General features: G+C 52.0%; 25 protein-coding genes and 4 tRNA genes. 8 read left to right on the top strand and 21 right to left on the bottom strand.

What is annotated here, in order from left to right; all coding sequences use genetic code 11:
- Positions 1–67 precede the first annotated feature (67 nt).
- From rplL to ABKW30_RS16230, 11 genes are all read right to left on the bottom strand, one after another.
- Complete coding sequence (gene rplL / locus ABKW30_RS16280) at positions 68–442, bottom strand: 50S ribosomal protein L7/L12 (protein WP_008121737.1); 375 nt, start codon at positions 440–442, stop codon at positions 68–70.
- A 47-nt stretch (positions 443–489) separates the two neighbouring features.
- On the bottom strand, positions 490–1,008 hold the full coding sequence (rplJ, locus tag ABKW30_RS16275; protein ID WP_008121735.1) for a 50S ribosomal protein L10: 519 nt from the start codon (positions 1,006–1,008) through the stop codon (positions 490–492).
- A gap of 343 nt (positions 1,009–1,351) precedes the next feature.
- On the bottom strand, positions 1,352–2,050 hold the full coding sequence (rplA, locus tag ABKW30_RS16270; protein WP_008121732.1) for a 50S ribosomal protein L1: 699 nt from the start codon (positions 2,048–2,050) through the stop codon (positions 1,352–1,354).
- A 4-nt stretch (positions 2,051–2,054) separates the two neighbouring features.
- Positions 2,055–2,483, bottom strand: a complete 429-nt coding sequence (gene rplK / locus ABKW30_RS16265) for a 50S ribosomal protein L11 (protein WP_008121730.1) — start codon at positions 2,481–2,483, stop codon at positions 2,055–2,057.
- A 165-nt stretch (positions 2,484–2,648) separates the two neighbouring features.
- Entirely contained in the window at positions 2,649–3,179 is a 531-nt protein-coding gene (gene nusG, locus ABKW30_RS16260; protein ID WP_008121728.1) for a transcription termination/antitermination protein NusG, read from the bottom strand.
- 38 nt (positions 3,180–3,217) lie between these two features.
- The gene (gene secE / locus ABKW30_RS16255; protein WP_008121726.1) at positions 3,218–3,418 is read right to left on the bottom strand and encodes a preprotein translocase subunit SecE; all 201 of its coding nucleotides are present in this window, start codon (positions 3,416–3,418) and stop codon (positions 3,218–3,220) included.
- A 225-nt stretch (positions 3,419–3,643) separates the two neighbouring features.
- A tRNA-Trp gene (locus ABKW30_RS16250) sits at positions 3,644–3,719 on the bottom strand.
- Positions 3,720–3,806: 87 nt separating this feature from the next.
- A complete protein-coding gene (locus tag ABKW30_RS16245; protein ID WP_348599974.1) occupies positions 3,807–4,418 on the bottom strand; it encodes a hypothetical protein in 612 nt (203 codons plus the stop codon).
- A gap of 256 nt (positions 4,419–4,674) precedes the next feature.
- Entirely contained in the window at positions 4,675–5,850 is a 1,176-nt protein-coding gene (gene tuf / locus ABKW30_RS16240) for an elongation factor Tu (protein ID WP_348599973.1), read from the bottom strand.
- A gap of 240 nt (positions 5,851–6,090) precedes the next feature.
- Positions 6,091–6,164 (bottom strand) — tRNA-Gly (locus ABKW30_RS16235).
- Positions 6,165–6,243: 79 nt separating this feature from the next.
- Positions 6,244–6,328 (bottom strand) — tRNA-Tyr (locus tag ABKW30_RS16230).
- Positions 6,329–6,568: 240 nt separating this feature from the next.
- Here ABKW30_RS16230 and rlmB point away from each other — a divergent pair.
- On the top strand, positions 6,569–7,426 hold the full coding sequence (gene rlmB / locus ABKW30_RS16225; RefSeq protein ID WP_348599972.1) for a 23S rRNA (guanosine(2251)-2'-O)-methyltransferase RlmB: 858 nt from the start codon (positions 6,569–6,571) through the stop codon (positions 7,424–7,426).
- Positions 7,427–7,551: 125 nt separating this feature from the next.
- On the opposite strand, the gene ABKW30_RS16220 is transcribed toward rlmB, so the two are convergent.
- On the bottom strand, positions 7,552–9,204 hold the full coding sequence (locus tag ABKW30_RS16220; RefSeq protein ID WP_348599971.1) for an FAD-binding dehydrogenase: 1,653 nt from the start codon (positions 9,202–9,204) through the stop codon (positions 7,552–7,554).
- Positions 9,205–9,474: 270 nt separating this feature from the next.
- On the opposite strand from ABKW30_RS16220, the gene ABKW30_RS16215 reads away from it, so the two are divergent.
- From ABKW30_RS16215 to ABKW30_RS16200, 4 genes are all read left to right on the top strand, one after another.
- A tRNA-Thr gene (locus ABKW30_RS16215) sits at positions 9,475–9,550 on the top strand.
- Between the two features lie 208 nt (positions 9,551–9,758).
- Complete coding sequence (locus ABKW30_RS16210; RefSeq protein WP_348599970.1) at positions 9,759–10,532, top strand: NAD kinase; 774 nt, start codon at positions 9,759–9,761, stop codon at positions 10,530–10,532.
- A 201-nt stretch (positions 10,533–10,733) separates the two neighbouring features.
- A complete protein-coding gene (locus ABKW30_RS16205) occupies positions 10,734–12,257 on the top strand; it encodes a DEAD/DEAH box helicase (RefSeq protein ID WP_348599969.1) in 1,524 nt (507 codons plus the stop codon).
- 9 nt (positions 12,258–12,266) lie between these two features.
- Positions 12,267–12,671: an NUDIX domain-containing protein gene (locus ABKW30_RS16200; RefSeq protein ID WP_348599968.1), complete on the top strand. Its 405-nt coding sequence runs from the start codon at positions 12,267–12,269 to the stop codon at positions 12,669–12,671.
- 6 nt (positions 12,672–12,677) lie between these two features.
- Here the strand turns inward: ABKW30_RS16200 and ABKW30_RS16195 are convergent, their stop codons facing one another.
- A complete protein-coding gene (locus tag ABKW30_RS16195) occupies positions 12,678–12,998 on the bottom strand; it encodes a TfoX/Sxy family protein (protein ID WP_348599967.1) in 321 nt (106 codons plus the stop codon).
- Between the two features lie 8 nt (positions 12,999–13,006).
- Complete coding sequence (sufA, locus tag ABKW30_RS16190) at positions 13,007–13,381, bottom strand: Fe-S cluster assembly scaffold SufA (RefSeq protein WP_348599966.1); 375 nt, start codon at positions 13,379–13,381, stop codon at positions 13,007–13,009.
- A 128-nt stretch (positions 13,382–13,509) separates the two neighbouring features.
- Between sufA and ABKW30_RS16185 the strand changes: the two genes are divergently transcribed.
- Positions 13,510–14,106: a hypothetical protein gene (locus tag ABKW30_RS16185; protein ID WP_348599965.1), complete on the top strand. Its 597-nt coding sequence runs from the start codon at positions 13,510–13,512 to the stop codon at positions 14,104–14,106.
- Between the two features lie 870 nt (positions 14,107–14,976).
- On the opposite strand, the gene ABKW30_RS16180 is transcribed toward ABKW30_RS16185, so the two are convergent.
- From ABKW30_RS16180 to ABKW30_RS16150, 7 genes are all read right to left on the bottom strand, one after another.
- Positions 14,977–15,375 carry an SUF system Fe-S cluster assembly protein gene (locus ABKW30_RS16180; RefSeq protein WP_348599964.1) on the bottom strand — a complete coding sequence of 133 codons (399 nt, stop codon included), beginning with the start codon at positions 15,373–15,375 and terminating at the stop codon, positions 14,977–14,979.
- A gap of 5 nt (positions 15,376–15,380) precedes the next feature.
- Positions 15,381–16,622 (bottom strand): cysteine desulfurase, encoded by a 1,242-nt coding sequence (locus tag ABKW30_RS16175; protein ID WP_348599963.1) that lies wholly within the window; start codon positions 16,620–16,622, stop codon positions 15,381–15,383.
- A gap of 36 nt (positions 16,623–16,658) precedes the next feature.
- Complete coding sequence (gene sufD, locus ABKW30_RS16170; RefSeq protein WP_348599962.1) at positions 16,659–17,930, bottom strand: Fe-S cluster assembly protein SufD; 1,272 nt, start codon at positions 17,928–17,930, stop codon at positions 16,659–16,661.
- Between the two features lie 11 nt (positions 17,931–17,941).
- Complete coding sequence (gene sufC / locus ABKW30_RS16165; protein WP_115051645.1) at positions 17,942–18,697, bottom strand: Fe-S cluster assembly ATPase SufC; 756 nt, start codon at positions 18,695–18,697, stop codon at positions 17,942–17,944.
- Positions 18,698–18,774: 77 nt separating this feature from the next.
- Positions 18,775–18,984 carry a hypothetical protein gene (locus tag ABKW30_RS16160; protein ID WP_008120874.1) on the bottom strand — a complete coding sequence of 70 codons (210 nt, stop codon included), beginning with the start codon at positions 18,982–18,984 and terminating at the stop codon, positions 18,775–18,777.
- On the bottom strand, positions 18,984–20,513 hold the full coding sequence (gene sufB, locus ABKW30_RS16155; RefSeq protein WP_348599961.1) for a Fe-S cluster assembly protein SufB: 1,530 nt from the start codon (positions 20,511–20,513) through the stop codon (positions 18,984–18,986). Before sufB ends, ABKW30_RS16160 begins: the two co-directional genes overlap by 1 nt.
- Before the next feature lie 168 nt (positions 20,514–20,681).
- A complete protein-coding gene (locus ABKW30_RS16150; protein ID WP_348599960.1) occupies positions 20,682–21,857 on the bottom strand; it encodes a cysteine desulfurase family protein in 1,176 nt (391 codons plus the stop codon).
- 206 nt (positions 21,858–22,063) lie between these two features.
- Between ABKW30_RS16150 and ABKW30_RS16145 the strand changes: the two genes are divergently transcribed.
- Together ABKW30_RS16145 and tyrS are read left to right on the top strand one after the other, a co-directional pair.
- The gene (locus ABKW30_RS16145; RefSeq protein ID WP_008120868.1) at positions 22,064–22,738 is read left to right on the top strand and encodes an alpha/beta hydrolase; all 675 of its coding nucleotides are present in this window, start codon (positions 22,064–22,066) and stop codon (positions 22,736–22,738) included.
- Between the two features lie 126 nt (positions 22,739–22,864).
- Positions 22,865–24,118: a tyrosine--tRNA ligase gene (gene tyrS, locus ABKW30_RS16140; protein ID WP_348599959.1), complete on the top strand. Its 1,254-nt coding sequence runs from the start codon at positions 22,865–22,867 to the stop codon at positions 24,116–24,118.
- The last annotated feature ends 8 nt before the right edge of the window (positions 24,119–24,126 follow it).

Below are 24,126 nucleotides of genomic sequence, written 5' to 3'. Positions count from 1 at the left end.
TGAGTACCGGGCCCTCCGTGGAGGGTAGTCGGCGGACAGGTTGCCCTGCCCGCCAATAACGCAAGGATTACTTGAGTTCGACCTTGGCGCCAGCTGCTTCGAGCTGTGCCTTGATCTTGTCTGCTTCGTCCTTGGCTGCGCCTTCCTTAACTGCCTTAGGAGCAGCTTCAACGAGGTCCTTGGCTTCTTTCAGGCCAAGACCGGTGATTGCGCGGACTTCCTTGATCACGTTGATCTTGTTAGCGCCGGCATCGGTCAGAACGACGTCGAATTCAGTCTTTTCTTCAACAGCAGCTGCAACTGCACCACCGCCAGCAGCGGCAACAGCAACAGGAGCAGCAGCAGAAACGCCCCACTTCTCTTCGAGAAGCTTGGAAAGTTCCGCAGCTTCAAGAACTGTAAGGTTGGACAGGTCTTCTACGATCTTTGCGAGATCAGTCATTGTGATATTCCTTTACAAGGTTCGATATATTGACAGCGAGAACGGCCTTATGCCGCTTCGTCCTTCCGGGCATAGGCGCCAAAAACGCGGGCGAGCTGAGCTGCCGGTGCGTTTACAACCTGAGCGATGCGGGAAGCCGGTGTCTGGATCATACCAACCAGCTTTGCGCGCAACTCGTCGAGTGATGGGAGTGCGGCAAGAGCCTTCACGCCATCGGCATCGAGAGTTGTTGCTCCCATTGAGCCACCGAGGATAACGAGCTTTTCGTTGCCCTTAGCAAATTCAATGGCGATCTTTGGTGCCGTAATCGGATCATTGGAATAGGCAACAAGTGTCTGACCTACGAATAGATCAGAAATGCCTTCCGAATCCGTGCCTTGAAGAGCGATCTTGGCAAGGCGGTTCTTCGCGACTTTAACAGTGCCACCAGCATCACGCATCTTGGAGCGAAGGTCGCTCAGCTGCGCAACGGTGAGACCGGTATAGTGGGCCACGACAACTGAACCGGAATCCTTGAAGACCCCATTCAGCCAAGTGACAAATTCGCGCTTTTCCGCTTTTTCCACTGTCTCTCTCCATTTGACAGAAATGCGATATTGCATTCCTGCCGGGTTGCCTTTTGTTGCAAGCCTTCAGTCCGAAAACTGAAACCAGACAACAGTTGAGGATCCTGTCCCCTCTGCTTCGCCGGAATGGCTGCAAGCGAAAGGCAACTACGGTTCGAACCTTGTTCCTTGGGCAAAGCCCTCAAATCAAAGTTTTTCCACGTCTCATGCAGGTTCTTACGAATTAAGGCGAACCACCCGCAATCTCGGACAGGATAACCGGATTTTCATCCGGTTATCCAGGCCCCGAAAGGCCTGGAATTCTTTTTATTCAAGCGGTTAGGCCTGAATATTCAATCAACAGTTACGCGATGCGTACTGTTGCAGGGTCGATCTTTACGCCAGCGCCCATAGTCGAAGAAATCGCGACGCGCTTTACGTATTCGCCCTTGGAACCAGCAGGCTTTGCCTTGGTTACCGCATCAGCAAAGGCCTTGATGTTTTCTTCAAGTGCCTTGGCATCGAAAGAAGCCTTGCCAACACCGGCGTGAATGATACCGGCCTTCTCAACGCGGAACTCAACAGCGCCGCCCTTCGAAGCCTTTACAGCTGCCGTAACGTCAGTCGTAACCGTGCCAACCTTTGGGTTTGGCATCATGCCGCGCGGTCCGAGAACCTTGCCGAGACGGCCAACAAGCGGCATCATGTCCGGCGTCGCAATGCAGCGATCGAAATCGATCTTGCCGCCATTGACGATTTCAAACAGATCTTCCGCACCAACGATGTCAGCACCGGCAGCCTTGGCTTCATCAGCCTTGGGGCCACGTGCGAACACGGCAACACGAACGGTACGGCCAGTGCCGTTTGGCAGATTGACAACGCCACGAACCATCTGGTCCGCATGACGGGGATCAACGCCGAGGTTCATTGCAACTTCGATGGTTTCGTCGAACTTGGCAACCGCACGCTCCTTGACCATGGCAATCGCCGAAGTCAGATCATAGAGCTTGTTGCGGTCAATGCCTTCACGAACCTTCGCTACGCGCTTTGCTACTTTTGCCATTGGATCAGCCCACCACTTCCAGGCCCATCGAACGGGCAGAACCTTCGACCATGCGCATTGCAGATTCAACATCTGCTGCGTTAAGGTCTTTCATCTTTGCTTCAGCGATTTCGCGGACTTTCTCGCGCGTAACCTTGCCGGCAACGACCTTACCTGGCTCTTTGGAACCGGACTTCAGGTTTGCGGCCTTCTTGAGGAAGTAAGAGACCGGAGCAGTCTTCATTGCAAAAGTGAAGGACTTGTCCTGATAATATGTAATCACGACTGGAACAGGTGAACCCTTTTCCATTTCCTGCGTAGCCGCATTGAAGGCCTTGCAGAATTCCATGATGTTGATGCCGCGCTGACCAAGTGCCGGTCCGATTGGCGGGGACGGCGTTGCCGATCCTGCCGAAACCTGCAGCTTGAGCTGGCCTGCTACTTTCTTAGCCATTATACTCTGCCTTATGGTTATGCCGGATAAACCGGCACTTTTACATTATGCTGGAAAACCAGCGGTTGCAGTTTGGTGGTTCGGTTTGAGAACCCGGCTAAGGTTTCTCGCCTCCCACCTTTCGTCACCGTGGTGACAGGACAGCTACACGAGCCGCCCGAGTGATCAGACTTTTTCCACCTGACCAAATTCCAGATCGACCGGGGTCGCACGGCCGAAGATCGAAACTTCGACCTTGAGGCGTGAACGCTCTTCGTCAACTTCCTGTACAGTACCGTTGAACGAGGCAAACGGACCGTCAGCAACACGAACGCTTTCACCAATCTCGAACGAGATCGAAGCCTTCGGACGCTCGACGCCCTCCTGAACCTGAGTCAGGATGCGCTCTGCTTCCTTGTCGGAAATGGCAATCGGCTTATTGTCCGAACCAAGGAAACCTGTAACCTTCGGCGTGTTCTTGATCAGATGATAAGCATCATCCGTCAGATCAGCGCGAACCATGACATAGCCCGGGAAGAACTTGCGCTCTGCATCAACCTTGCGGCCGCGGCGCACTTCAACCACTTTTTCAGTTGGAACGAGGATCTTTTCAAAAAGATGCGACAGACCCTTCTGTCGTGCCTTTTCTTCGATCGACTCGGCAACCTTCTTCTCAAAATTCGAATAGGCGTGAACGATATACCAGCGCGCGGTCATTGTTGAATTCCCAATCCCGATTTTCTTGTCAGCCTGCGTTAACGACCAAGACCGAGAATGAGATCAATCCCGTATGCCATCAACTGATCAGCTGCGAAAAAAAAGATCGCAGCAAAGAACGCCATTATCATCACCATCGCCGTGGAAATGAGCGTTTCGCGACGCGAAGGCCATGTGACCTTTGCGGTTTCAGCGCGCACTTGCTGAAAAAAAGTTATTGGATTCGTTTTGGATGCCATTTACCGCTCGTGCGTGTCATTTCGCTGTAAACATACTGCATTAATAATAGAATGCCGACTGTTCACACCATTACGGCCCGTAAAGCTGATTATTCAGCTCCACGCACCGCGTGTCTGTTGACGTTACATAGAACCGATTCCGGTAAAACACAAGGCCCCGGAGTCAATTCCTTCTCAACATCTGCAGTTACACCATCCAATCGTGTACGCAGCAGACTATATAGATGGCAGGGGAGACAGGATTCGAACCTGCGACCTACGGTTTTGGAGACCGCCGCTCTACCAACTGAGCTACTCCCCTATCTTCGGGGCGTACATTCCACAAAGCCGCTGGCTTTTCAAGGGCCATATTACAAACTTCTTGCTTTATAAGACGAAGTTCGTTGCTCTACGCCATGAGAACAGCGTGCAAAAAGTTATTTCTTTCCTCAAAATGGAAGCGATCGGGTTCAGCAACGAATGGCGCAATATAATTTCGCGCAGCTGCTGCCAAATTCGTACCCCTGCTCTCTCGAGCTTTAGCAATATCAAAGCCGAAAAGATTAATGGAATCGAATCGCACCCCTTCGGTCTTCGCTATAAAACCATGTTCGAATTCCGTCTTGCCGACGTAATATTCCGCAATTTTCCCTGTCCACTCTAACGTATAACTGCCGTCAGAGGTGCGGCTATGGAGCTTAATCTTGTGATCTGCGACAGCATCATGCCCTAATAAATATATGCCAAACGCTTGAGTATCAAAAAACGTATCCCATCTCACGGGTAGAGGATCAGCGGAGAAATGATATTCATTGCAGTCAAATGAAAACGGCTTTGTGCCATTTGATACGGCTATGCCGGGACTGGAGCTTGTTTGACTTCCGCCAATCCAGCATCGTTGATAATTGTTCCAGGCGTGTTTTGATTCCCAATCCGCTTTGCCGTCTTCGTCTCCGGCTGCGAGATGGGTGCCATCTATCGCATAATAATCTTCCGAAATTAATTCGAATGCGATCGACATAGCCGGCTCCGGTTGCGGACCATCGAAACAATACGGCCCGAACTCATTGTAGATTGTCGCACTCCATGTGCAGGATTTGATGCGATGTCCATCCGGCCAAGGGTTGCCCGGAAACACTATGCGCCCGTTAATATCACCCACCTGCGTGCCCTTTGTTTACCGATACTTCCCAGATTGTCACACGGAACAAGCAGCCATGCAAAAAGGGCGATCCGATGGACCGCCCTTCCCTAACTCGAATTGTCAGACGACAGTTTTACTCAATGATTGAAGCGACGATGCCTGCACCGACGGTGCGGCCACCTTCACGGATAGCGAAGCGCAGCTTCTCTTCCATGGCGATTGGCACGATCAGCGTCACATCAACCGAGATGTTGTCGCCAGGCATGACCATTTCCGTGCCTTCCGGCAAAGTCACTACGCCCGTCACGTCGGTCGTGCGGAAGTAGAACTGCGGACGGTAGTTGGAGAAGAATGGCGTATGACGGCCACCTTCGTCCTTCGTCAGGATATAGGCTTCTGCCTTGAACTTCGTGTGCGGCTTGACCGAACCTGGCTTGGCAAGGATCTGACCACGTTCAACGTCTTCACGGCCAACACCGCGAACCAGTGCACCGATGTTGTCGCCGGCCTGGCCCTGATCGAGCAGCTTGCGGAACATTTCAACGCCGGTAACCGTCGTCTTGGCGGTCGCCTTGATGCCGATGATTTCAACTTCTTCACCGACCTTGACAATCCCGCGCTCAACGCGGCCAGTCACAACCGTACCACGACCCGAGATCGAGAAAACGTCTTCGATCGGCATCAGGAATGGCTGGTCAATCGGACGCTCTGGCGTTGGGATGTACTTGTCAACTTCAGCCATCAGCGCGCGAACTGCGTCTTCGCCGATTTCCTTGTTGCTGTCTTCAAGCGCGGCCAAAGCAGAACCCTTGACGATCGGTACATCGTCGCCCGGGAAGTCGTACTTGGAAAGAAGCTCGCGAACCTCAAGTTCAACCAGTTCGAGCAACTCGGCATCGTCAACCTGATCAACCTTGTTCAGGAACACGACGATCGCAGGAACACCAACCTGACGGGCAAGCAGAATGTGCTCGCGGGTCTGGGGCATCGGGCCGTCAGCGGCCGAAACAACCAGGATCGCGCCGTCCATCTGCGCTGCGCCGGTGATCATGTTCTTCACATAATCGGCGTGGCCCGGGCAATCAACGTGGGCATAGTGACGTGCAGGCGTCTCATATTCAACGTGTGCCGTCGAAATGGTGATGCCGCGTGCCTTCTCTTCAGGTGCAGCGTCGATCTGGTCATACGCCTTGTACTCACCGAAATACTTCGTAATCGCTGCCGTCAACGACGTCTTGCCATGGTCAACGTGACCAATCGTGCCGATGTTTACGTGCGGCTTATTACGTTCAAACTTGCTCTTAGCCATAATCGTCGTTCTCTCGTCATCACAACCGGTCTAGAGGCCGGTACCATGTTTGTAGTCAGACGAGACAGCGAGCCGTCCGTCAGCACAGTCACCCGCCCGGCCAAACACGACCGATCCGGGTTGGGTTTGTCTTGGGTTATGCTCGTTCATATGGGGACACATGAGCGGCGTACAAGCTCAAGACAAAATCGAAGAGCACCATACGCGCTCTCGCGTGTACGCGGTGCTCTCTATCGAAACTGGAGCGGGTAGCGGGAATCGAACCCGCATATTCAGCTTGGAAGGCTGCTGCTCTACCACTGAGCTATACCCGCACAACACTCAAATTGGCACATAATCTCCACCAAGACCAATTCGTCTTGGGACTATGCGCCAGGCGGGCGGTTCCGGCAGTGGTGGAGGAGGTTGGATTCGAACCAACGTAAGCCAAGCTAACGGATTTACAGTCCGTCCCCTTTAACCACTCGGGCACTCCTCCGGTCACTGCCGATGGAACCGCGCCATTTGGCACTTTGCAAACATCGGCCAGATCGTCGATCAGGCTGCTGCTTGCGGAGGGCCTTATGCCGACTAGGCTACGTGGTGTCAACACTTACCGAAAGAAAATGAATGAGTTGTGGAAATTGCTCGCCGAAATAGGCCAATCAATGAGCTACAGCCAATAAATTCAACGATTAGTCGTATCGCTGCGCAGCTTGAAAGAGTATATGGTCGCGCCATGACGACACAAAAACCCACCCATACGCAAAAAGATTCACACTACGCGACATTGCGCCGCCAGTACCGCGACCAGAAAGCCGGAGGACCGCCGCAACAAGCGGATCGCGCCTCTCGCCCTCAGGTGCCCGGTACGCAGGCGCCGGAAGGATTGGTGCGCCTTTATGGCCTGCATACGGTCCGCGCCGCTCTGGATAACCCTGCGCGCCAGATAAAGCGCATGCTGGTGACAAAGAATGCTCTCGACCGGCTGGAAATAACCGATACGAGTAATCTACGCTTCGACGTGGAGATTGTAGAGCCACGCGCGATCGATAAGGAAACCGGCTCCGATGCTGTTCATCAGGGCGTGATGATCGAGGCAAAGCCGCTTAAAGCACAATCTCTGAAGGCGCTTCAGGAAAGTCAGCTGCTGCTGATTCTTGATCAGGTAACAGATCCGCACAATGTTGGAGCAATCATGCGCTCGGCGGTGGCTTTCGGTGCAGGCGCCATCATCACCACGGCACGCCACAGCCCGCAGGAATCAGGTGTACTGGCAAAAGCTGCTTCTGGGGCGCTGGAACTCATTCCACATATCGAAGTGCGCAATCTTGCCGATGCCATCACCGAACTGCATGAAATTGGCTTCACGACGATAGGGCTTGATTCGGAAGGGCCGCTCGAGCTTGAGAAAACGATGCAGCAAGGCCGCATCGCACTTGTACTTGGCGCCGAAGGAAAAGGTTTACGGCAGAAGACACGCGAGACTGTTACCCACCTCGCTCGTCTGGACATGCCCGGCGCCATCAAATCGCTGAATGTGTCCAACGCTGCTGCAATCTCGCTTTATGCCGCACAGCGCTTCCTCGAAGTCTAATTACAAGCCAAACCAAAGTTTTCGGCTAATTTGCCCGCTATGATAGAAAATCAAGTCTATCCATGGCGGGTATTAGATCGTGCACCGAATTGATGCATTAATAGCGCGATTAGGTCATAGCACAATCAAATTGCCTTGGCTGCCGCCCGACCGGCAGTCCGGCCTGAGAATATACATCCGCCGAGAAAGGTTCCTTCAAGCGAATTATAACCGTGAACCCCTCCACCGCCAAACCCAGCCGCCTCGCCTGCTGCATACACACCCGCCAGCGGCTCGCCGCCTTGTTTAAGGACCCGAGAACTCAAGTCGGTCTCAATGCCGCCCAGCGATTTGCGTGTGAGGATATTGAGCCGTACCGCTATCAGGCGCCCATGCTTCGGATCGAGTATCTTGTGCGGAGGAACAACCCGAACAAGCTTGTCGCCGATATAATTGCGAGCACCCCGTATCGCGGTAATCTGTGCGTCCTTGGTATAGGCATTATCGACTTCGCGATCACGTGCGGCGATCTGCGCCTCAAGATTCTGCTCGTCGATCAGATTGTCTCCGCTTAATGCGTTCATTCGCCGTACAAGATCAGACAGATTGCTTTCAACGATGAAGTCCTCGCCTTTATCGAGGAAGGCTTTTACGGGAGCCGGAATACCTCCAACGGCTCGCTTCAACACCTGCCGCCAGCTCTTGCTTGTGAAATCCGGGTTCTGCTCTGAGCCAGAAAGGGTGAATTCCTTTTTCACTATGGTTTCGTTCAAAACAAACCAGGAATAATCATAGCCGGTTTTCATGATGTGATCGAGCGTCGACAATGTATCGAAGCCCGGCAGGCATGGCGCGGGAAGTCGATTTCCCTTCGCATCGAACCACAAGGACGATGGACCGGGCAAAATACGGATGGCGTGTTTCGACCAAATCGGGTCCCAATTGTGGACCCCTTCAACGTAATGCCACATGCGGTCACCATTGATCAGATGCGCGCCGCTTTGTTCAGCAATACCCAGCATCAAACCATCGACATGATCGGGCACGCCGCTGATCAAACGCTTTGGCGCTTCACCCAAGCGCTTGGGCCAGTTTTTGCGAACGAGTTCGTGATTGCCCCCGATACCGCCGCTACAGACGATGATTGCCTGAGCACGCAATGTAAATGAACCGCTGATCACACGTGAGCTTGGTTCGCTGCGTTTTACATCGCTCGGCTCCAGCACTTCACCTTCGACACTATCGACAACACCGCCATTTGTACCGAGCGATGTCACCCTGTGCCGAAAACGAAAACTCAAAAGGCCTTTTTGCTCTGCTTCACGAGCCCGGCGTATAAAAGGCTCGACAACACCCAATCCGGTTCCCCATGTAATATGAAAACGTGGGACTGAGTTTCCATGCCCCGTGGCCAGCGAACCGCCGCGTTCTGCCCAGCCAACAATCGGGAACCATCGCATGCCTTGAGCATGCAGCCACGACCGCTTCTCGCCTGCTGCAAAATCGACGTAGGCCTCTGCCCATTTTCGCGGCCAATGATCTTCCTCACGATCAAAACCCGCAGACCCCATCCAATCCTGCAACGCCAGTTCGCGCGAGTCCTTGATTCGTAAACGCCTCTGTTCGGGACTATCCACAAAAAACAAACCACCAAAGGAGCGCCACGCCTGCCCGCCTAGAGTTTGCTCGGGTTCCTGATCAACAATGATTACGCGCTTGCCTGCATCCGTTAGCTCGGTAGCAGCAACGAGCCCAGCCAGGCCCGCCCCGATCACAACAGCGTCCGCATCATATGCCATATTTGAAACCTCCCCATCCCAAACAGCAATTACAGATTACCTTTACGTCAACGTTGTCACGCAAAATCGATTCCTCGGCAAGCTGTATTATGTTCGAGCTGTCGGCACTCCGGTTTTCGACGACAATGCAAATTCTCTTTCGCGCACTGTCAAAAGAGATCGACATGAAGGGCTTGATCGGTTTGGTTTTCGGTCTTTCTGCAAAATTATTTCGTATAAACTACATTTTCCATTTTACACTTGGGAGCTTTGTGCTAATCGAACGCCGCTGCCCTTATAGCTCAGTTGGTAGAGCATCTGATTTGTAATCAGAGGGTCGGGAGTTCGAGTCTCTCTGGGGGCACCACCTTTTCCGCTTGAATAGCCGAGATTCGTATGAACTGGGGGGAAATTCGCGTTCCTGCATAATGCGACTACACCGCGTAGCGGGCATTCATCCTGATTACCATCCGCAACTGCTCGGTTCCTTTACCATACATCGCTTTCGACTTTTGCCAGAACACGCCCGGCGTGCTAGGCGATAGATCCTTATTCGTTCATACCCACAGGCAGCCATGAACCGGAAAATCGAAACATTTGCTTTTCTTTCCTCCGGCACTCCGGATTCGGATGAGGCGGTGCAGGAATTGACCAAAAACTACGGTCAATCCGACGCCCGCGATGCTGATGTCATCGTTGCACTGGGAGGTGACGGTTTTATGCTGCAGACATTGCAGCATTATATGAACCAGGGAAAAATGATCTATGGCATGAACCGTGGATCTGTTGGCTTCCTTATGAACGAGTTCAACAGTGCCGGTCTGAAAGAAAGGATCGAGGCTGCGCAATCGGAGACAATCAGGCCGCTAAAGATGGTGGCTGAATCGGTTGAGGAAGGGACTGTTACAGCTTTCGCCCTCAACGAAGTTTCCCTGTTGCGCCAATCATATCAGGCCGCGAAAATCCGCATCAGCGTTGATGATCAAATCCGGCTGGAAGAACTGATTTGTGACGGCGTGATGGTCGCGACACCTGCCGGATCGACAGCCTATAATCTTTCCGCACAGGGCCCTATCCTGCCTCTCGATGCACGCCTTCTTGCGCTTACGCCGGTTTCAGCTTTTCGGCCCCGACGCTGGCGCGGTGCCCTTCTACCAAACAAGGTGACAGTCCGCCTCGATATTCTTGAACCCGAAAAGCGCCCGGTGAACGCTGTAGCAGATCACACGGAAGTAAAATCGGTCCTATCCGTTACAATCGAAGAAGCTTCCCAGTTGCGGGCAACCATTCTGTTTGACAAAAACCATTCCTGGAATGAGCGAATTCTCAAGGAACAGTTCCTTTATTGACAACATTAGAATAAAATGACGGACAATTGTAACAAACTCTTAAATGTGACCATACCGAAGAGTTGACTTTTGCTGGTATGAGCCGTAACGCAATTGCAGCAAACGCTATGCAATCAAGCGTCAGATGCTTCTGGCAAATGCAGCTTTATGCCAATAACAGGCATGCATGGTACCGACTGCAGATAGAAAGTTAAATCTCCATTGACCACCTTTACTGATCTGGGCCTTTCACCGAAAGTGCTCGATGCTGTAGAAGCAGCAGGATATACAATCCCGACACCTATCCAGGCAGGCGCCATTCCACATGTGCTGCAACGCAAGGATGTCCTCGGAATTGCCCAGACGGGAACCGGTAAAACCGCTTCATTCGTATTGCCTATGTTGACGCTGCTTGAGCAAGGGCGCGCTCGTGCCCGTATGCCACGCACACTCATTCTCGAACCAACACGCGAACTCGCGGCGCAGGTGGAAGAAAACTTCGTCAAATACGGAAAAAACCACCGTTTGAACGTTGCGCTGCTCATTGGCGGTGTTTCTTTCGATGATCAGCTGCGCAAACTTGAACGCGGTGCAGATGTGTTGATTGCAACACCCGGCCGTTTGCTCGACCATTTCGAGCGTGGAAAACTGCTTTTGAGTGCTGTTGATATTCTTGTCATCGATGAAGCCGACCGGATGCTCGATATGGGCTTCATTCCGGATATTGAGCGTATCTGCAAGTTGATACCATTCACACGGCAGACACTGTTCTTCTCGGCGACTATGCCGCCGGAAATCACCAAGCTGACAGAACAATTCCTGCATTCACCAGTGCGCATTGAAGTGGCGAAAGCGGCAACGACTGCAAAAACTGTCGAACAGAAGCTGGTAAAATCGGGCAAGAAAGATTGGGAAAAGCGGGCAATTCTGCGCGACCTGATCCGCGCCGAAGCTGATGGACTTAAAAACGCGATCATCTTTTGCAATCGCAAGAAGGACGTATCCGAGTTATTCCGTTCGCTCGTAAAGCATGAGTTTGACGCTGGCGCGCTGCATGGAGACATGGATCAGCGTGCCCGCACAACCATGCTGGCGAACTTCAAGGACAATAAGCTCAAGATACTTGTTGCATCCGATGTTGCGGCGCGTGGTCTCGATATTCCAGACGTGAGCCACGTGTTCAATTTCGATGTACCGATCCACTCCGAAGATTACGTCCATCGCATTGGCCGTACAGGCCGCGCCGGACGATCAGGCAAAGCGTTCACTTTGGTAACACCAGCGGATGTCAAATATCTCGCAGCCATCGAAAAGCTGATTGGCGAAGATATCACATGGCACGACGGGGACCTGTCCACCCTCCCCGTTTCCAGCGAACCGGATGAAGCACCACGCCGCGGACGCGGTGGTCGCGACAAGCCCGCACCAAAGCGTCGCCGCAACGAAGGCAGGGAGCGTGAGCGGCCGCAATCGGAAATTGATATCATTGCCGCGGCTGAAAAAGCCAAGGACATTGAAGTCGAGCCATTGGACGACCAGCCGATTGTCCGTACAGCCGACAAGCCCAACAAGGCTGCCATTAAAGCTGAAAACGACCAGCGTCGTGCACGCCCTGCACCCGCCCGACCCGAACAGCGGTCAGAGCCACGCCGTGACCATCGCCGTGATCGCGATGACATGGGTGTCGCTCCGATCGGTTTTGGCGATGAAATTCCTGCATTTATGCTGATTGATACCAAGATCTAAGGGCGTGCTGTGAATAGTCCGGGTGTTGGATGTGGCCTCGTATTCCTGAAAGACGCCCACATACTCTTGCTCCAACGCAAGAAAAGTCCCGAAGCCGGCTCTTGGGGCATACCGGGCGGCAAAGTGGACTTTCTAGAGATCGCGGAACATGCGGTGCGGCGTGAGGCACTCGAAGAGACCGGACTTTCAGCTGGCACCATTAGTTTGCTCGGTATCAGTGAGCAATTATTTCACGAGGAGCAACAACATTGGCTGGGAGTGCTCTTTCTTGCCGAAGATTTCTCCGGCGAAGTACAATTGCTTGAGCCTGAGAAACATGACGGAATAGATTGGTTTTCGCTTGAGAACTTGCCAGATTTACTGACACTGCCAACAAAACACGCTCTCGATCTCATACGGCAGCACGCGGGCTGACTTGAACTATTTGGCTACGCGGAGGGCTGCTTCATAGGCCCGACGGGCCCATTCCGTCATAATTTCCGGATCGTCAAAAGCATCTTCAGGAACAGACCAGTAAGGCATTTTTACCGGTTTGGACTTACCCGCATAGGTCCATTGCTCGCAGCCTGCTGCTTCAAATTCCGGAATTGAAACGGTATCGGCCTTGAGCAGAATACTTCCGGTTGAGAGTTCGAGGGCGATAATCAGCCCCTCGAAATAGATACCTTTCCCACCGAACATCCGCCGGATGGCAACAGGGCCTAACCCTGCAAATAAATCGTGAATCGCATCATTATCCACTTCAAAAGTCAGGAAGCGGCAGACGCCAAAGCCTCGGGCTTTGCTGGCGAGAGTTCAACGGATTCGCCGCAACCGCAAGCTGATGTCTGGTTCGGATTGTTGAAAACAAAACCTGTTCGGAGCTTGGAGACTTCGAAATCCATTTCTGTACCAAGCAGATAGAGTACTGCCTCTGGAGCGACGAAAACCTTCGAACCGCTTTTCTCGATGACGTCATCGCCTGCCTTGGCTTCGGTAACAAGGTCAATCGTATATTCCATGCCTGCGCAGCCGCCTTTCTTGATACCCACTCGAATACCGAGCGCGTTCTCTCTCGTCGCCACAATCTCGCTTACGCGGTTTGCGGCGGCTTCGGTCAATGTGATGACAGAAAAACGACCCATTTATCAGCTCTCTTGTTCAAGACAGATGCAACAATCACCTGTCACCATAGTTAGTGTTACACGGACGTCACTGCAAGTGTTCAAAATACACATGCGCTTATAAACTAGACACACGGAAGGCACGGATCATGAATTATCGTTATTGTGTGCTTATTGGCATCGCTACACTAGCTATCGGCTCGATCCCTGCTCTTTCCCAGGAATCTCAGGCACCCGCAGCGCCGGAAATCAAGACGCAATCTGCAGAAACACCGGCACCTGCTCCAACCAGCGAAGCCAAACCGGTGACACAGGCCGAAAGCCAGACACCGCCAGAATATCTTGATAATCGCAGCACACCGGAAACTCTTATCAAGTCTTATTACAATGCCATTAACCGGCAGGAATATGCACGCGCCTACAGTTACTATGTTCCTGACAGCCCTCCCCAGCCATTTCCGCAGTTTCAGGCAGGATACGAGAATACCGCCTTGGTGACGGTTCAGTTTGGTAAGGTTGAAGGCGAAGGCGCGGCCGGTTCTGCATACTGGAGCCAACCCGTTGCAATCAAATCTGAGGCCAAAGACGGAGTTGTCACAGTCTATTATGGATGCTATCGCCTGAAACTTGCCAATCCTGCAATACAAGGCGTGCCATTCGTGCCGCTATCATTGATCGATGGCACGCTCCAAAAATCTGAAAAGAGTATGGAAGAGAGTGTCCCCGAAGGATGCGAGGCGCCTTAAAAAATCCCGGCGCCATATGCCAGAAGATCTGAAGCAAAACAGATTGCAGCACCAATTATTGCTCCTATACAAATCAGGGCAACAACATAGTTTTTTCTTGATTTCAGCAAAGACCGTCTCTCGGACGCATTGATGATGTGATGAAGTCCATGAGGCCACGAAATATCAGTCATATGTGCACTGCCAAGGTTGCAGCGCACCGAACAGCATGTAACGAGAATTATCCACGCAAAATGGTGGTGGAAATGCTCCCACCTGTGCAAGAAAATTAGTCATCAATATTATTCCAGCAACAATGCCTATCTTAATGAAATGTCTTCGCAGAATATACACGTCCGCTTATTTATTGCATAAAGCGAATTGCTGGAGGCCACAATCCGGACCTTAGTTCTAACACTAAAGTTTAATATCTGGATGGATTCAATAACGACAGCCTTCGCAAGCGAGACTAAAGAAGCAGAGTAATTAGCCGCCATTAAGTATTGTAGAGCGCAATCACTCCCAACCCGGCGCTCACACATGCCGTAAAGAGAGAAAATGAAACTTGGCCGCGTAACCTCGCTCGCTCACTGGCAACGTCTGCCAACAGTTTAATCGGACATCGCCCATCAGACATTCCTGCAATGTCAGCAGCATTGAAGGTTTCGGATATTTGATGCTTGTGCCACCCCGCCTTTAATAACAGCAGTAAAGCAACAAAACAGAGAATGGGCCCTAATAACCAGAGGCCATAAAGCATTCTAGATAACTCACGCGATAATAAAAAAATAAATGTCTACAAATTAAGGAAACAAATTGGAATTTACATGTAGAAATTGACGACAACAAGCTAGACCTTAGTCGTAGTCAGTATTCATAATTTATAGATACTCAGTACCAGCCAACGGCAACCTGCGCTTCTTCGGACATACGATCCGGTGTCCATGGCGGATCAAACGTCATGGTTACATCAACGAAGCTTACACCTTCAACTGCGCTGACGGCATCCTGAACCCAGCCTGGCATTTCGCCTGCGACCGGGCAGCCGGGCGCAGTAAGTGTCATTTCGATCTTTACCGAACGATCATCTTCTATATCGATCTTGTAGACGAGGCCAAGCTCGTAAATGTCCGCCGGAATTTCCGGATCGTAGACAGTTTTCAAGGCTCCGATGACGTCATCCGTCATACGGGCCAATTCGTCGGCAGGTATAGCCGAGACCTGTTCTGGCTCGACCGTCTGCACGTCTTCGGGAACTGTGTTTTCCAGTGTTTCGGCTTTATCGCTCATGGTGGTCACCCAAAAAACTTTCGCGCTTTTTCCAGCGCATCGGCGAGAACATCGATCTCGTCCCTCGTATTGTACATCGCGAATGATGCACGGCATGTGGACGTTACACCGAAGCGTTTCAAGAGCGGCTGCGCGCAATGTGTTCCGGCGCGAACAGCAACTCCCGCCCGATCGATGACCATAGAAACGTCGTGCGCGTGAATGCCTTGCAGCTCAAACGAAATGATGGCGCCCTTACCTTTGGCATCGCCAAAAATACGCAACGAATTGATCTCGCGCAGCCTTTCATGAGCATAATCGCGCAGATTTTCTTCGTGCGCCAATATAGCATGACGACCAATCTTCTCGACATACTCAATTGCTGCGCCAAGTCCAATCGCCTGTGCGATAGGCGGGGTCCCTGCTTCAAAACGATGTGGCGGATGATTATAGGTAACGATATCTTCCGTCACCTCTTCGATCATTTCGCCGCCGCCCTGAAATGGACGCATCGCTTCCAGCATCTGTTTGCGCCCATAAAGCACGCCGATACCAGAGGGGCCATAGATCTTGTGACCCGTAAAAATATACCAGTCGCATCCAAGTTCCTGTACATCGACAGGCAAGTGCACAGCGCCCTGACTGCCATCGACAAGCACAGGAATACCGCGTGCATGAGCGATACGGACGATTTCCTTGATAGGTGTTACAGTACCCAGCACATTCGACATGTGCGTGATTGCAACGAGCTTTGTACGATCTGTAAGGCGTTTTTCGAATTCTTCGATATGGAATGCACCTTGCTCATCGACTGGGACCCAAACCAGTTTTGCTCCCTGGCGCTCGCGAATAAAATGCCAAGGCACTATATTCGAGTGGTGCTCCATGATCGACAGGACAATTTCGTCGCCCTCACCGATATTCGGCATGCCATAGCCATAGGAAACTGTATTGATGGCTTCCGTTGCTGACTTCGTAAAGACGATTTCATCAACTGAGCCAGCATTCAGAAAACGGCGAACGCTTTCGCGGGCCTTTTCATACGCATCGGTAGTCGCGTTGGAGAGGAAATGCAGACCACGGTGCACATTGGCATATTCATTGGAGTAGGTGCGTGAGATCATATCAATAACGGCTTGTGGCTTTTGTGCCGAAGCGCCGTTGTCGAGATAAACCAAGGGCTTTCCATAGACTTCCCGCGACAGGATCGGAAAATCCCGGCGGATTGCGTCTACATCATAGCCGCTGTTGATGATCTTCGTATCCATGATAGCTGCACTTATCCTTGGGGTTTGCCGCGTCGATCAGATATGCGCGTTCAGCCATTTATCGAGAATCGCTTCCAGCGCTTCTACCAAAGGTTCACTTTCCAGCTCTTCAATAATCTCTGCGACGAAAGCCTTGATCAAAAGACCGCGAGCTTCGTTCTCAGGGATACCGCGGGCCTTCAAATAAAACAGATGATTGCCATCTATCTCGGTAACAGTCGCACCGTGACCGCAGGCTACATCGTCAGCAAAGATTTCAAGTTCCGGCTTCGCATCGAATTCGCCATCGTCAGACAAAAGAAGTGTGTTGCACGCCATGCGTGCGTCTGTCTTCTGGGCGATCCTGTTGACCTTGATCTGCCCCTGAAACACGCCACGGGCACGATCGGTAACAACATTGCGAACGATCTGCACTGATGTTGTGTTCTCGACCAGATGGCCGAGCGTCATCGTAACGTCGGTATGTGTATCGCCTGCAAGCAGATTCACACCGCGCAATTGGAAATCAGAGCCTTCGCCTTTGACCAGCACGTGCACTTCCTGACGCACCAACTTGCCACCCGCGTTGACGACATAGAGTGTAAGCTTTGAATTGGTGCCGAGAGTAGCGGTAAACTGCGCCAACTGAGTAGCATCCGCGCCCTGCTCGCGCAGAATGATCCAGTTTATTTCCGCACCATCGGCCACAGTCAAATTACTGACGCTTGTTGAAAAACCCTCGCCCTCACCGCCAGTTTGACGCTCTATGACTGTCGCCTTGACGCCTTTTCCGAACTGAACGGGAAAACGGACATGTCCCTGCCCGCGAATCTGCGCGTTCTGTATCTCTAACGGCGCTTCAAGCTCGACGCCATCTGCAACAACGATGCTCCAACCGTCAGTGACGTAAGCTGCGTTGATCTGGCCGATGGCATCGTCGCCGTCGCGTATGGCCAAATGCCGTATTGCGGCACCGTTGGCGAGCGTTTCGCTGAATTTGGTAAATGTAACAGATTCAACATTGGGCGAATGGAGTGCAACGCCGTTCGAAACAGTTGCTACCGAAGAACCGGCTATAACTGATGGCAATGCAGTGCTACCAGCAGTTGCGTCATATGCCGGTACTGCGCGCAGCAAAGTGCGAAGATCAGTGTAATGCCACGCCTCTACTCGTCGTGAGGGCAATCCCTGCGTCTTCAAGGCCTCTATAGCATTATCGCGAGCACTGACAACTTCGCCATCGCCCGGCAATTCACCCATGCGATCAAGAAAAGCATCGACCAAGGCCGATTCCGCTGCGGTGGGCTGACGCCCGGTATGAACATTCATGACATCAATCCTTAAGCGGCTTCACCGATAATATCGGCATAGCCGTTCTCTTCGAGATGAAGTGCAAGATTCTTGTCGCCAGATTTGATGACCTGGCCCTTGTAAAGCACGTGCACGCTGTCGGGAACGATATAGTCGAGCAGGCGCTGATAGTGGGTAATGACAATCACGGCGCGGTCAGGTGAGCGTAGTGCATTGACGCCATCAGAGACGATCTTCAAGGCATCGATATCGAGACCGGAGTCGGTTTCATCAAGCACGCAAAGCTTTGGCTCCAGCAGTTTCATCTGCAGGATTTCAGCGCGCTTCTTCTCACCGCCGGAAAAACCAACATTGAGAGGACGTTTCAGCATCGCCAGATCCATGTCCAGCGATCCTGCCGCCGTTTTCACCCGGGAGATAAACTCAGGAATCTTCAACGGTTCTTCACCGCGCGCCTTGCGCTGCGAGTTCAAAGCAACTTTGAGAAATTCCATCGTTGCAACGCCAGGTATTTCCATTGGATATTGAAATGCCAGGAAAATGCCTTTCGCTGCACGTTCTGCAGGGTCAAGCTCCAGAATGGATTCGCCGTTGTAGAGAATGTCGCCTTCGGTAACTTCGTAATCGTCACGCCCAGCGAGAATGTATGACAAAGTTGATTTACCCGAGCCATTCGGACCCATGATCGCAGCAACTTCACCAGCTTTAACTGTAAGATTTAGACCGCGAATGATTTCCGTGTCGGTGTCTGCGATCTTCGCATGGAGATTTCTGATTTCCAGCATTTTAGTACCCTTTGATATTCCGCGGATCAGCCATGGCGATCCTGATGTTTAAATTCCGTGCAACTGTTGATGCTACGCTAGGATGAACTGTCGCCGCTTAGGCTTTTGAGCCGTTCTACAACCGATGCCAGCTCTTTACGCGCTCTCATCAATTCCGGCTCAAGAACGCGTTCCGTCGCGGTGGAAGCTCGACCAAGTGTATCCGTAAGCTCGTCGATAACACTGCCAAGCTCCTTGTAACGCTTGCGCAACCGGTCCAGTTCTTCCTTCGTGACGGTGACAGCCATTATCCAACGCTCCCCTCGAGACTGATGCCGATCAGTTTCTGTGCTTCCACAGCGAACTCCATCGGCAGTTCCTGAATGACTTCCTTGACGAAACCGTTGACGATCAATGCAATCGCTTCTTCTTCAGGAATGCCGCGCTGCATGACATAGAACAGTGCATCTTCAGAAATCTTCGATGTAGTGGCTTCGTGCTCAAACTGAGCAGTCGCATTCTTCGCCTCAATGTACGGTACGGTATGTGCGCCGCAATCATTGCCGATCAACAGCGAGTCGCACTGAGTAAAGTTACGTGCATTTTCCGCCTTGCGATGAGCAGAAACCTGACCGCGATAGGTATTGTTCGACTTGCCGGCAGAGATACCTTTAGAAATGATGCGGCTCGACGTGTTCTTGCCAAGATGCAGCATCTTCGTGCCACTATCGATCTGCTGATGACCATTGGACACGGCAATCGAGTAGAATTCGCCGCGTGAATTATCACCGCGCAGGATAACAGACGGGTATTTCCAGGTAATCGCCGAGCCGGTTTCAACCTGTGTCCAGGAAATCTTGGAGTTAACACCGCGGCAATCGCCGCGCTTGGTGACGAAATTGTAGATGCCACCTTTGCCTTCCGCATCTCCGGGGAACCAGTTTTGGACGGTCGAGTATTTGATCTCCGCGTCGTCCAGTGCAATCAGTTCAACGACTGCCGCATGCAGCTGGTTTTCGTCGCGCTGAGGTGCTGTGCAACCTTCGAGATAGGATACATAAGCACCCTCTTCGGCAATAATCAGCGTGCGTTCGAACTGGCCTGTATCCCGCTCGTTGATGCGGAAATAAGTGGACAGTTCCATGGGGCAGCGAACGCCCTTCGGCACATACACAAACGAGCCATCAGTGAAGACCGCAGAGTTCAGTGTTGCGTAGAAGTTATCCGAAACCGGTACAACGGAGGCCAGATACTTCTTGATCAGCTCGGGGTGTTCGCGAATTGCCTCGGAAATAGAGCAGAAAATAACGCCAGCCTTTGCCAGTTCGGCCTTGAACGTTGTGACAACGGACACGCTGTCAAACACCGCATCAACGGCGACACGACCTGATTTATAGACGTTGTCGCTGGCTTCTTCGTCTTCGTCACTTGGGCTTGGTTCACCAACCTTGCGAACACCAGCCAGTATTTCCTGTTCTTTCAAAGGAATACCGAGCTTTTCGTAGGTGCGTAAAAGCTCTGGATCAACTTCTGCAAGCGAAGTCGGACCCGTCTGATTCTTTGGACCGGCATAATAAACCATGTCCTGAAAGTCGATTTTCGGGTAGTTGACGCGGGCCCATGTGGGCTCCTCCATCGTCAACCAACGCTCATAAGCTTTAAGACGCCATTCAAGCATCCATTCCGGTTCATTCTTCTTGGCAGAAATGAAACGGATAATGTCGGCATTCAAGCCTTTAGGCGCTTTATCCATTTCGATAAGCGTTTCAAAGCCGTATTTATATTGGTCCACGTCAAGCGTACGGACCCGATCAATGGTTTCCTGCACTGCAGGCATTGGCGTTCTCCATCCTCGCGGGGTTCAAGGTCCCGCAGTTGCAAACGTCAAGGCAGTATGTCGTCTTGAATATTTGCCTTTATGTAATGTGCATTCGCACGATTTAACACCGGTATTCACCGGATTTTTTGCATTTATCGACGAAAAGACGCCAATAAATGAAATCCTCTATGCTGCATCAGCGGCTGCTATCCCCGAGCGATCCCTTCGGGCGACAATTTTTGTTAACGCGTCAAGAAAACTAGCGATGTCCGCGTCACTCGTATCCGGGGCGGTGGAAACCCGCAGTCCGCCAGTTCCATCACCGTGGCCCATAGCTGCCAGAACATGGCTGGGTCCTACTTTTCCGGACGAACATGCAGAGCCTGCTGATAACGCAATACCGGCAAGATCGAAAGCTATTTGCACCGTTTCTGCTTTGACATGCGGCAATGAGAAGAGAGTCGTATTCGGTAGCCTTTCAACATCAGCGCCATAGATTATCGCATCGGGTGCAATCGTACGGATGCCATTCTCCAATGTTTCACGCTGTAAAACCGGCCAACCATCTTGCTCAAGGCGTTCGCGGGCAATTCTTGCAGCTGCAGCAAAACCCGCAATCAATGGCAGGGCTTCGGTTCCAGCACGATGTCCCTTTTCCTGCCCACCACCACGTACAAGCGCTTTCGGCATTACCAAGTCTGAAACGGCGATAATCGCGCCAACACCTTTCGGTCCACCAATCTTGTGCGCAGATAGAATCAAATAATCCGCTGAACCTGTTGTAATATCCAGCGGAACTCTGCCTGCCGCCTGCACGGCATCAGCGATAAACAACCCGCCAAACTGCTTAATCAACGCGCCTATCTCTGCAACCGGCTGTATGACACCGGTTTCATTGTTGGCAGCTTGTACAGCAACTAAAGGCAGTCCTTGGTTGCGGTCATGAGATGACAGAAGCTCTTGCAGCCGCTCGACATTCAACAGGCCATTGCCATTAACCGGGATGATCTCGACCTGCTCTGCCGTAAAACGGCCACCGGCCAGCATGCACGGATGCTCGCTGGCACTTACATAAAGCCGTGAGAGGCGCATTTCTGCTCTTCCCATCAAGTAATGCGGCATCAAAAGGGTTGAAGCTGCCTCTGTGGCTCCCGATGTAAAGAATACATGATCAGGCTTGGCGTTTACGAGTGCAGCAATATCGCGGCGTGCCGCTTCAAGAATTGCCTTGGCAGCACGGCCTTCCATGTGAACTGATGATGGATTGCCCGTTTGCATCAGCGCATCGACAATGGCCTCGCGCGCCGCTGGGATAAGCGGAGCACTTGCATTGTAGTCAAGATAGGCGCGACTGCGGGCCATATCGGGATCAAATCCTATTCTTTTGCGGTCTATATGACCTGAAAGCGCAATTTTCTTGAAATTGCACCTCGTACCAGCCTATTAAGCCGCTTCGATATAGTTTCTACACCAGTTTTGAACGGTTCTAAACTGGTTTTATGGGTGCTGTTGATTGCCGTCAAGCCCGGCCGGTCAAGAAGCGCTCGTTGGCGAAGACTGGAGTATACATGCCTGAAGTAATTTTCAATGGACCTGCGGGACGTCTTGAAGGCCGTTATCAGCCTTCGATGGAAAAAAATGCTCCTATAGCCATCATTCTGCATCCCCATCCGCAGTTTGGCGGCACGATGAACAACAAGATCGTCTACGATCTTTTCTATATGTTCCAGCAGCGCGGATTTACAACACTACGGTTCAACTTTCGTGGCATTGGCCGTAGCCAAGGCGAATTCGATCATGGATCAGGCGAGTTGTCAGACGCTGCCGGTGCTCTTGACTGGGTGCAATCCCTGCATCCGGATTCAAAGACTTGCTGGGTAGCCGGTTATTCCTTTGGTGCGTGGATCGGCATGCAATTGCTTATGCGCCGCCCGGAAATCGAAGGCTTTATTTCCGTTGCTCCGCAGCCGAATACTTATGACTTCTCATTCCTCGCCCCCTGCCCCTCATCCGGGCTGATTCTTCATGGCGATCAGGACAAGGTTGCACCACCTAAAGATGTGCAGGGCCTCGTAGACAAATTGAAGACGCAGAAAGGCATAACCATCACGCAGAAGACGATGGTTGGTGCAAATCACTTCTTCTCCGGCATGACTGATGAAGTCATTGCTGAATGCTCGGATTACCTCGACCGCCGACTCAATGGCGAGTTGGTAGAAGCTAAACCAAAGCGTCTGCGTTAAGGCGAGCTAGTTCAAGAATGGCACCCCGAAAATCGGGGTGCATATCTACCGGGTCGTCACCGGCCAAAATCACGGACGTCTTTCGCAGCGCAGCTTTGCAGCGCCGGACCAATCAGGAATAAATCTATGTCTGCCTTCAAATCCGAATTCTTGCACACGCTTTCCACGCGCGGTTTCATCCATCAAACATCTGATGATGCAGGCCTCGACGCGCTTTTTGCCAAGGAAACCGTGTCGGCCTATATCGGTTTTGACCCAACTGCCTCCAGTCTTCATGCCGGCGGTCTGATCCAGATCATGATGCTGCATTGGATGCAGAAGACCGGACATCGCCCTGTGGCACTGATGGGTGGTGGTACCGGAATGGTGGGCGATCCATCTTTCAAGGATGAGGCGCGTAAGTTGATGACGCCTGAAATTATTCAGAGCAATATCAATGGCATCAATCAGGTTTTTGCGAATTACCTCAGCTTCGGAGATGGACCGCAAGACGCGCTGATGGTGAACAATGCTGAATGGCTGTTGCCCTTGAACTACCTTGAGTTCCTGCGTGATGTTGGCCAGCATTTTTCCGTCAATCGCATGTTATCCTTCGACTCGGTCAAGCAGCGGCTTGATCGCGAACAGTCGCTTTCATTCCTCGAATTCAACTACATGATTTTGCAGGCCTATGATTTTGTTGAGCTGAACAAGCGTTATGGCCTTCGCCTGCAGATGGGTGGTTCGGACCAGTGGGGCAATATCGTCAATGGTATCGATTTGGGTCACCGCCTCGGCACACCGCAGCTTTATGCATTGACTTCGCCTTTGCTGACCACCTCTTCCGGTGCCAAAATGGGTAAGTCCATGAACGGCGCAATCTGGTTGAATGCTGATCTGCTCAGCCCCTATGACTTCTGGCAATACTGGCGCAACACGGAAGATGCGGATGTCACGCGCTTCCTGAAGCTCTACACAACCCTGCCGTTAGATGAGATTGAACGCCTCGGCGCATTGGGTGGCGCAGAGATCAACGAGACCAAGAAAGTGCTTGCGACCGAGATCACTGCTTTGCTGCATGGCAGGCAGGCAGCTGAGGAAGCGGCGGAAACAGCACGCAAGACATTTGAGGAAGGCGCATTGGCGACCAATCTGCCTACAGTGGAAGTTGCTGCTGGGGAACTGGAAGCAGGCGTCGGCATTTTGACGCTTCTGGTCAAAGCTGGCCTTGCAGCTTCAAATGGAGAAGCCCGACGCCACGTTCAGGGTGGGGCGGTTCGTATAAATGATCTGAACATTTCGGACGAAAAGGCTCAAGTTGGGACGTCAGAAGTGACAGCGGACGGCGTCATCAAATTGTCGCTCGGCAAGAAAAAGCACATTTTGGTACGTCCGGGCTGAGCCTGCAC

This window comes from Phyllobacterium sp. SB3 (assembly GCF_040009165.1).
In the GTDB taxonomy this organism is placed as follows: domain Bacteria; phylum Pseudomonadota; class Alphaproteobacteria; order Rhizobiales; family Rhizobiaceae; genus Phyllobacterium.
Note: the sequence above shows the minus strand (reverse complement) of the source record. Positions and strands in the feature narration are given on the sequence as shown.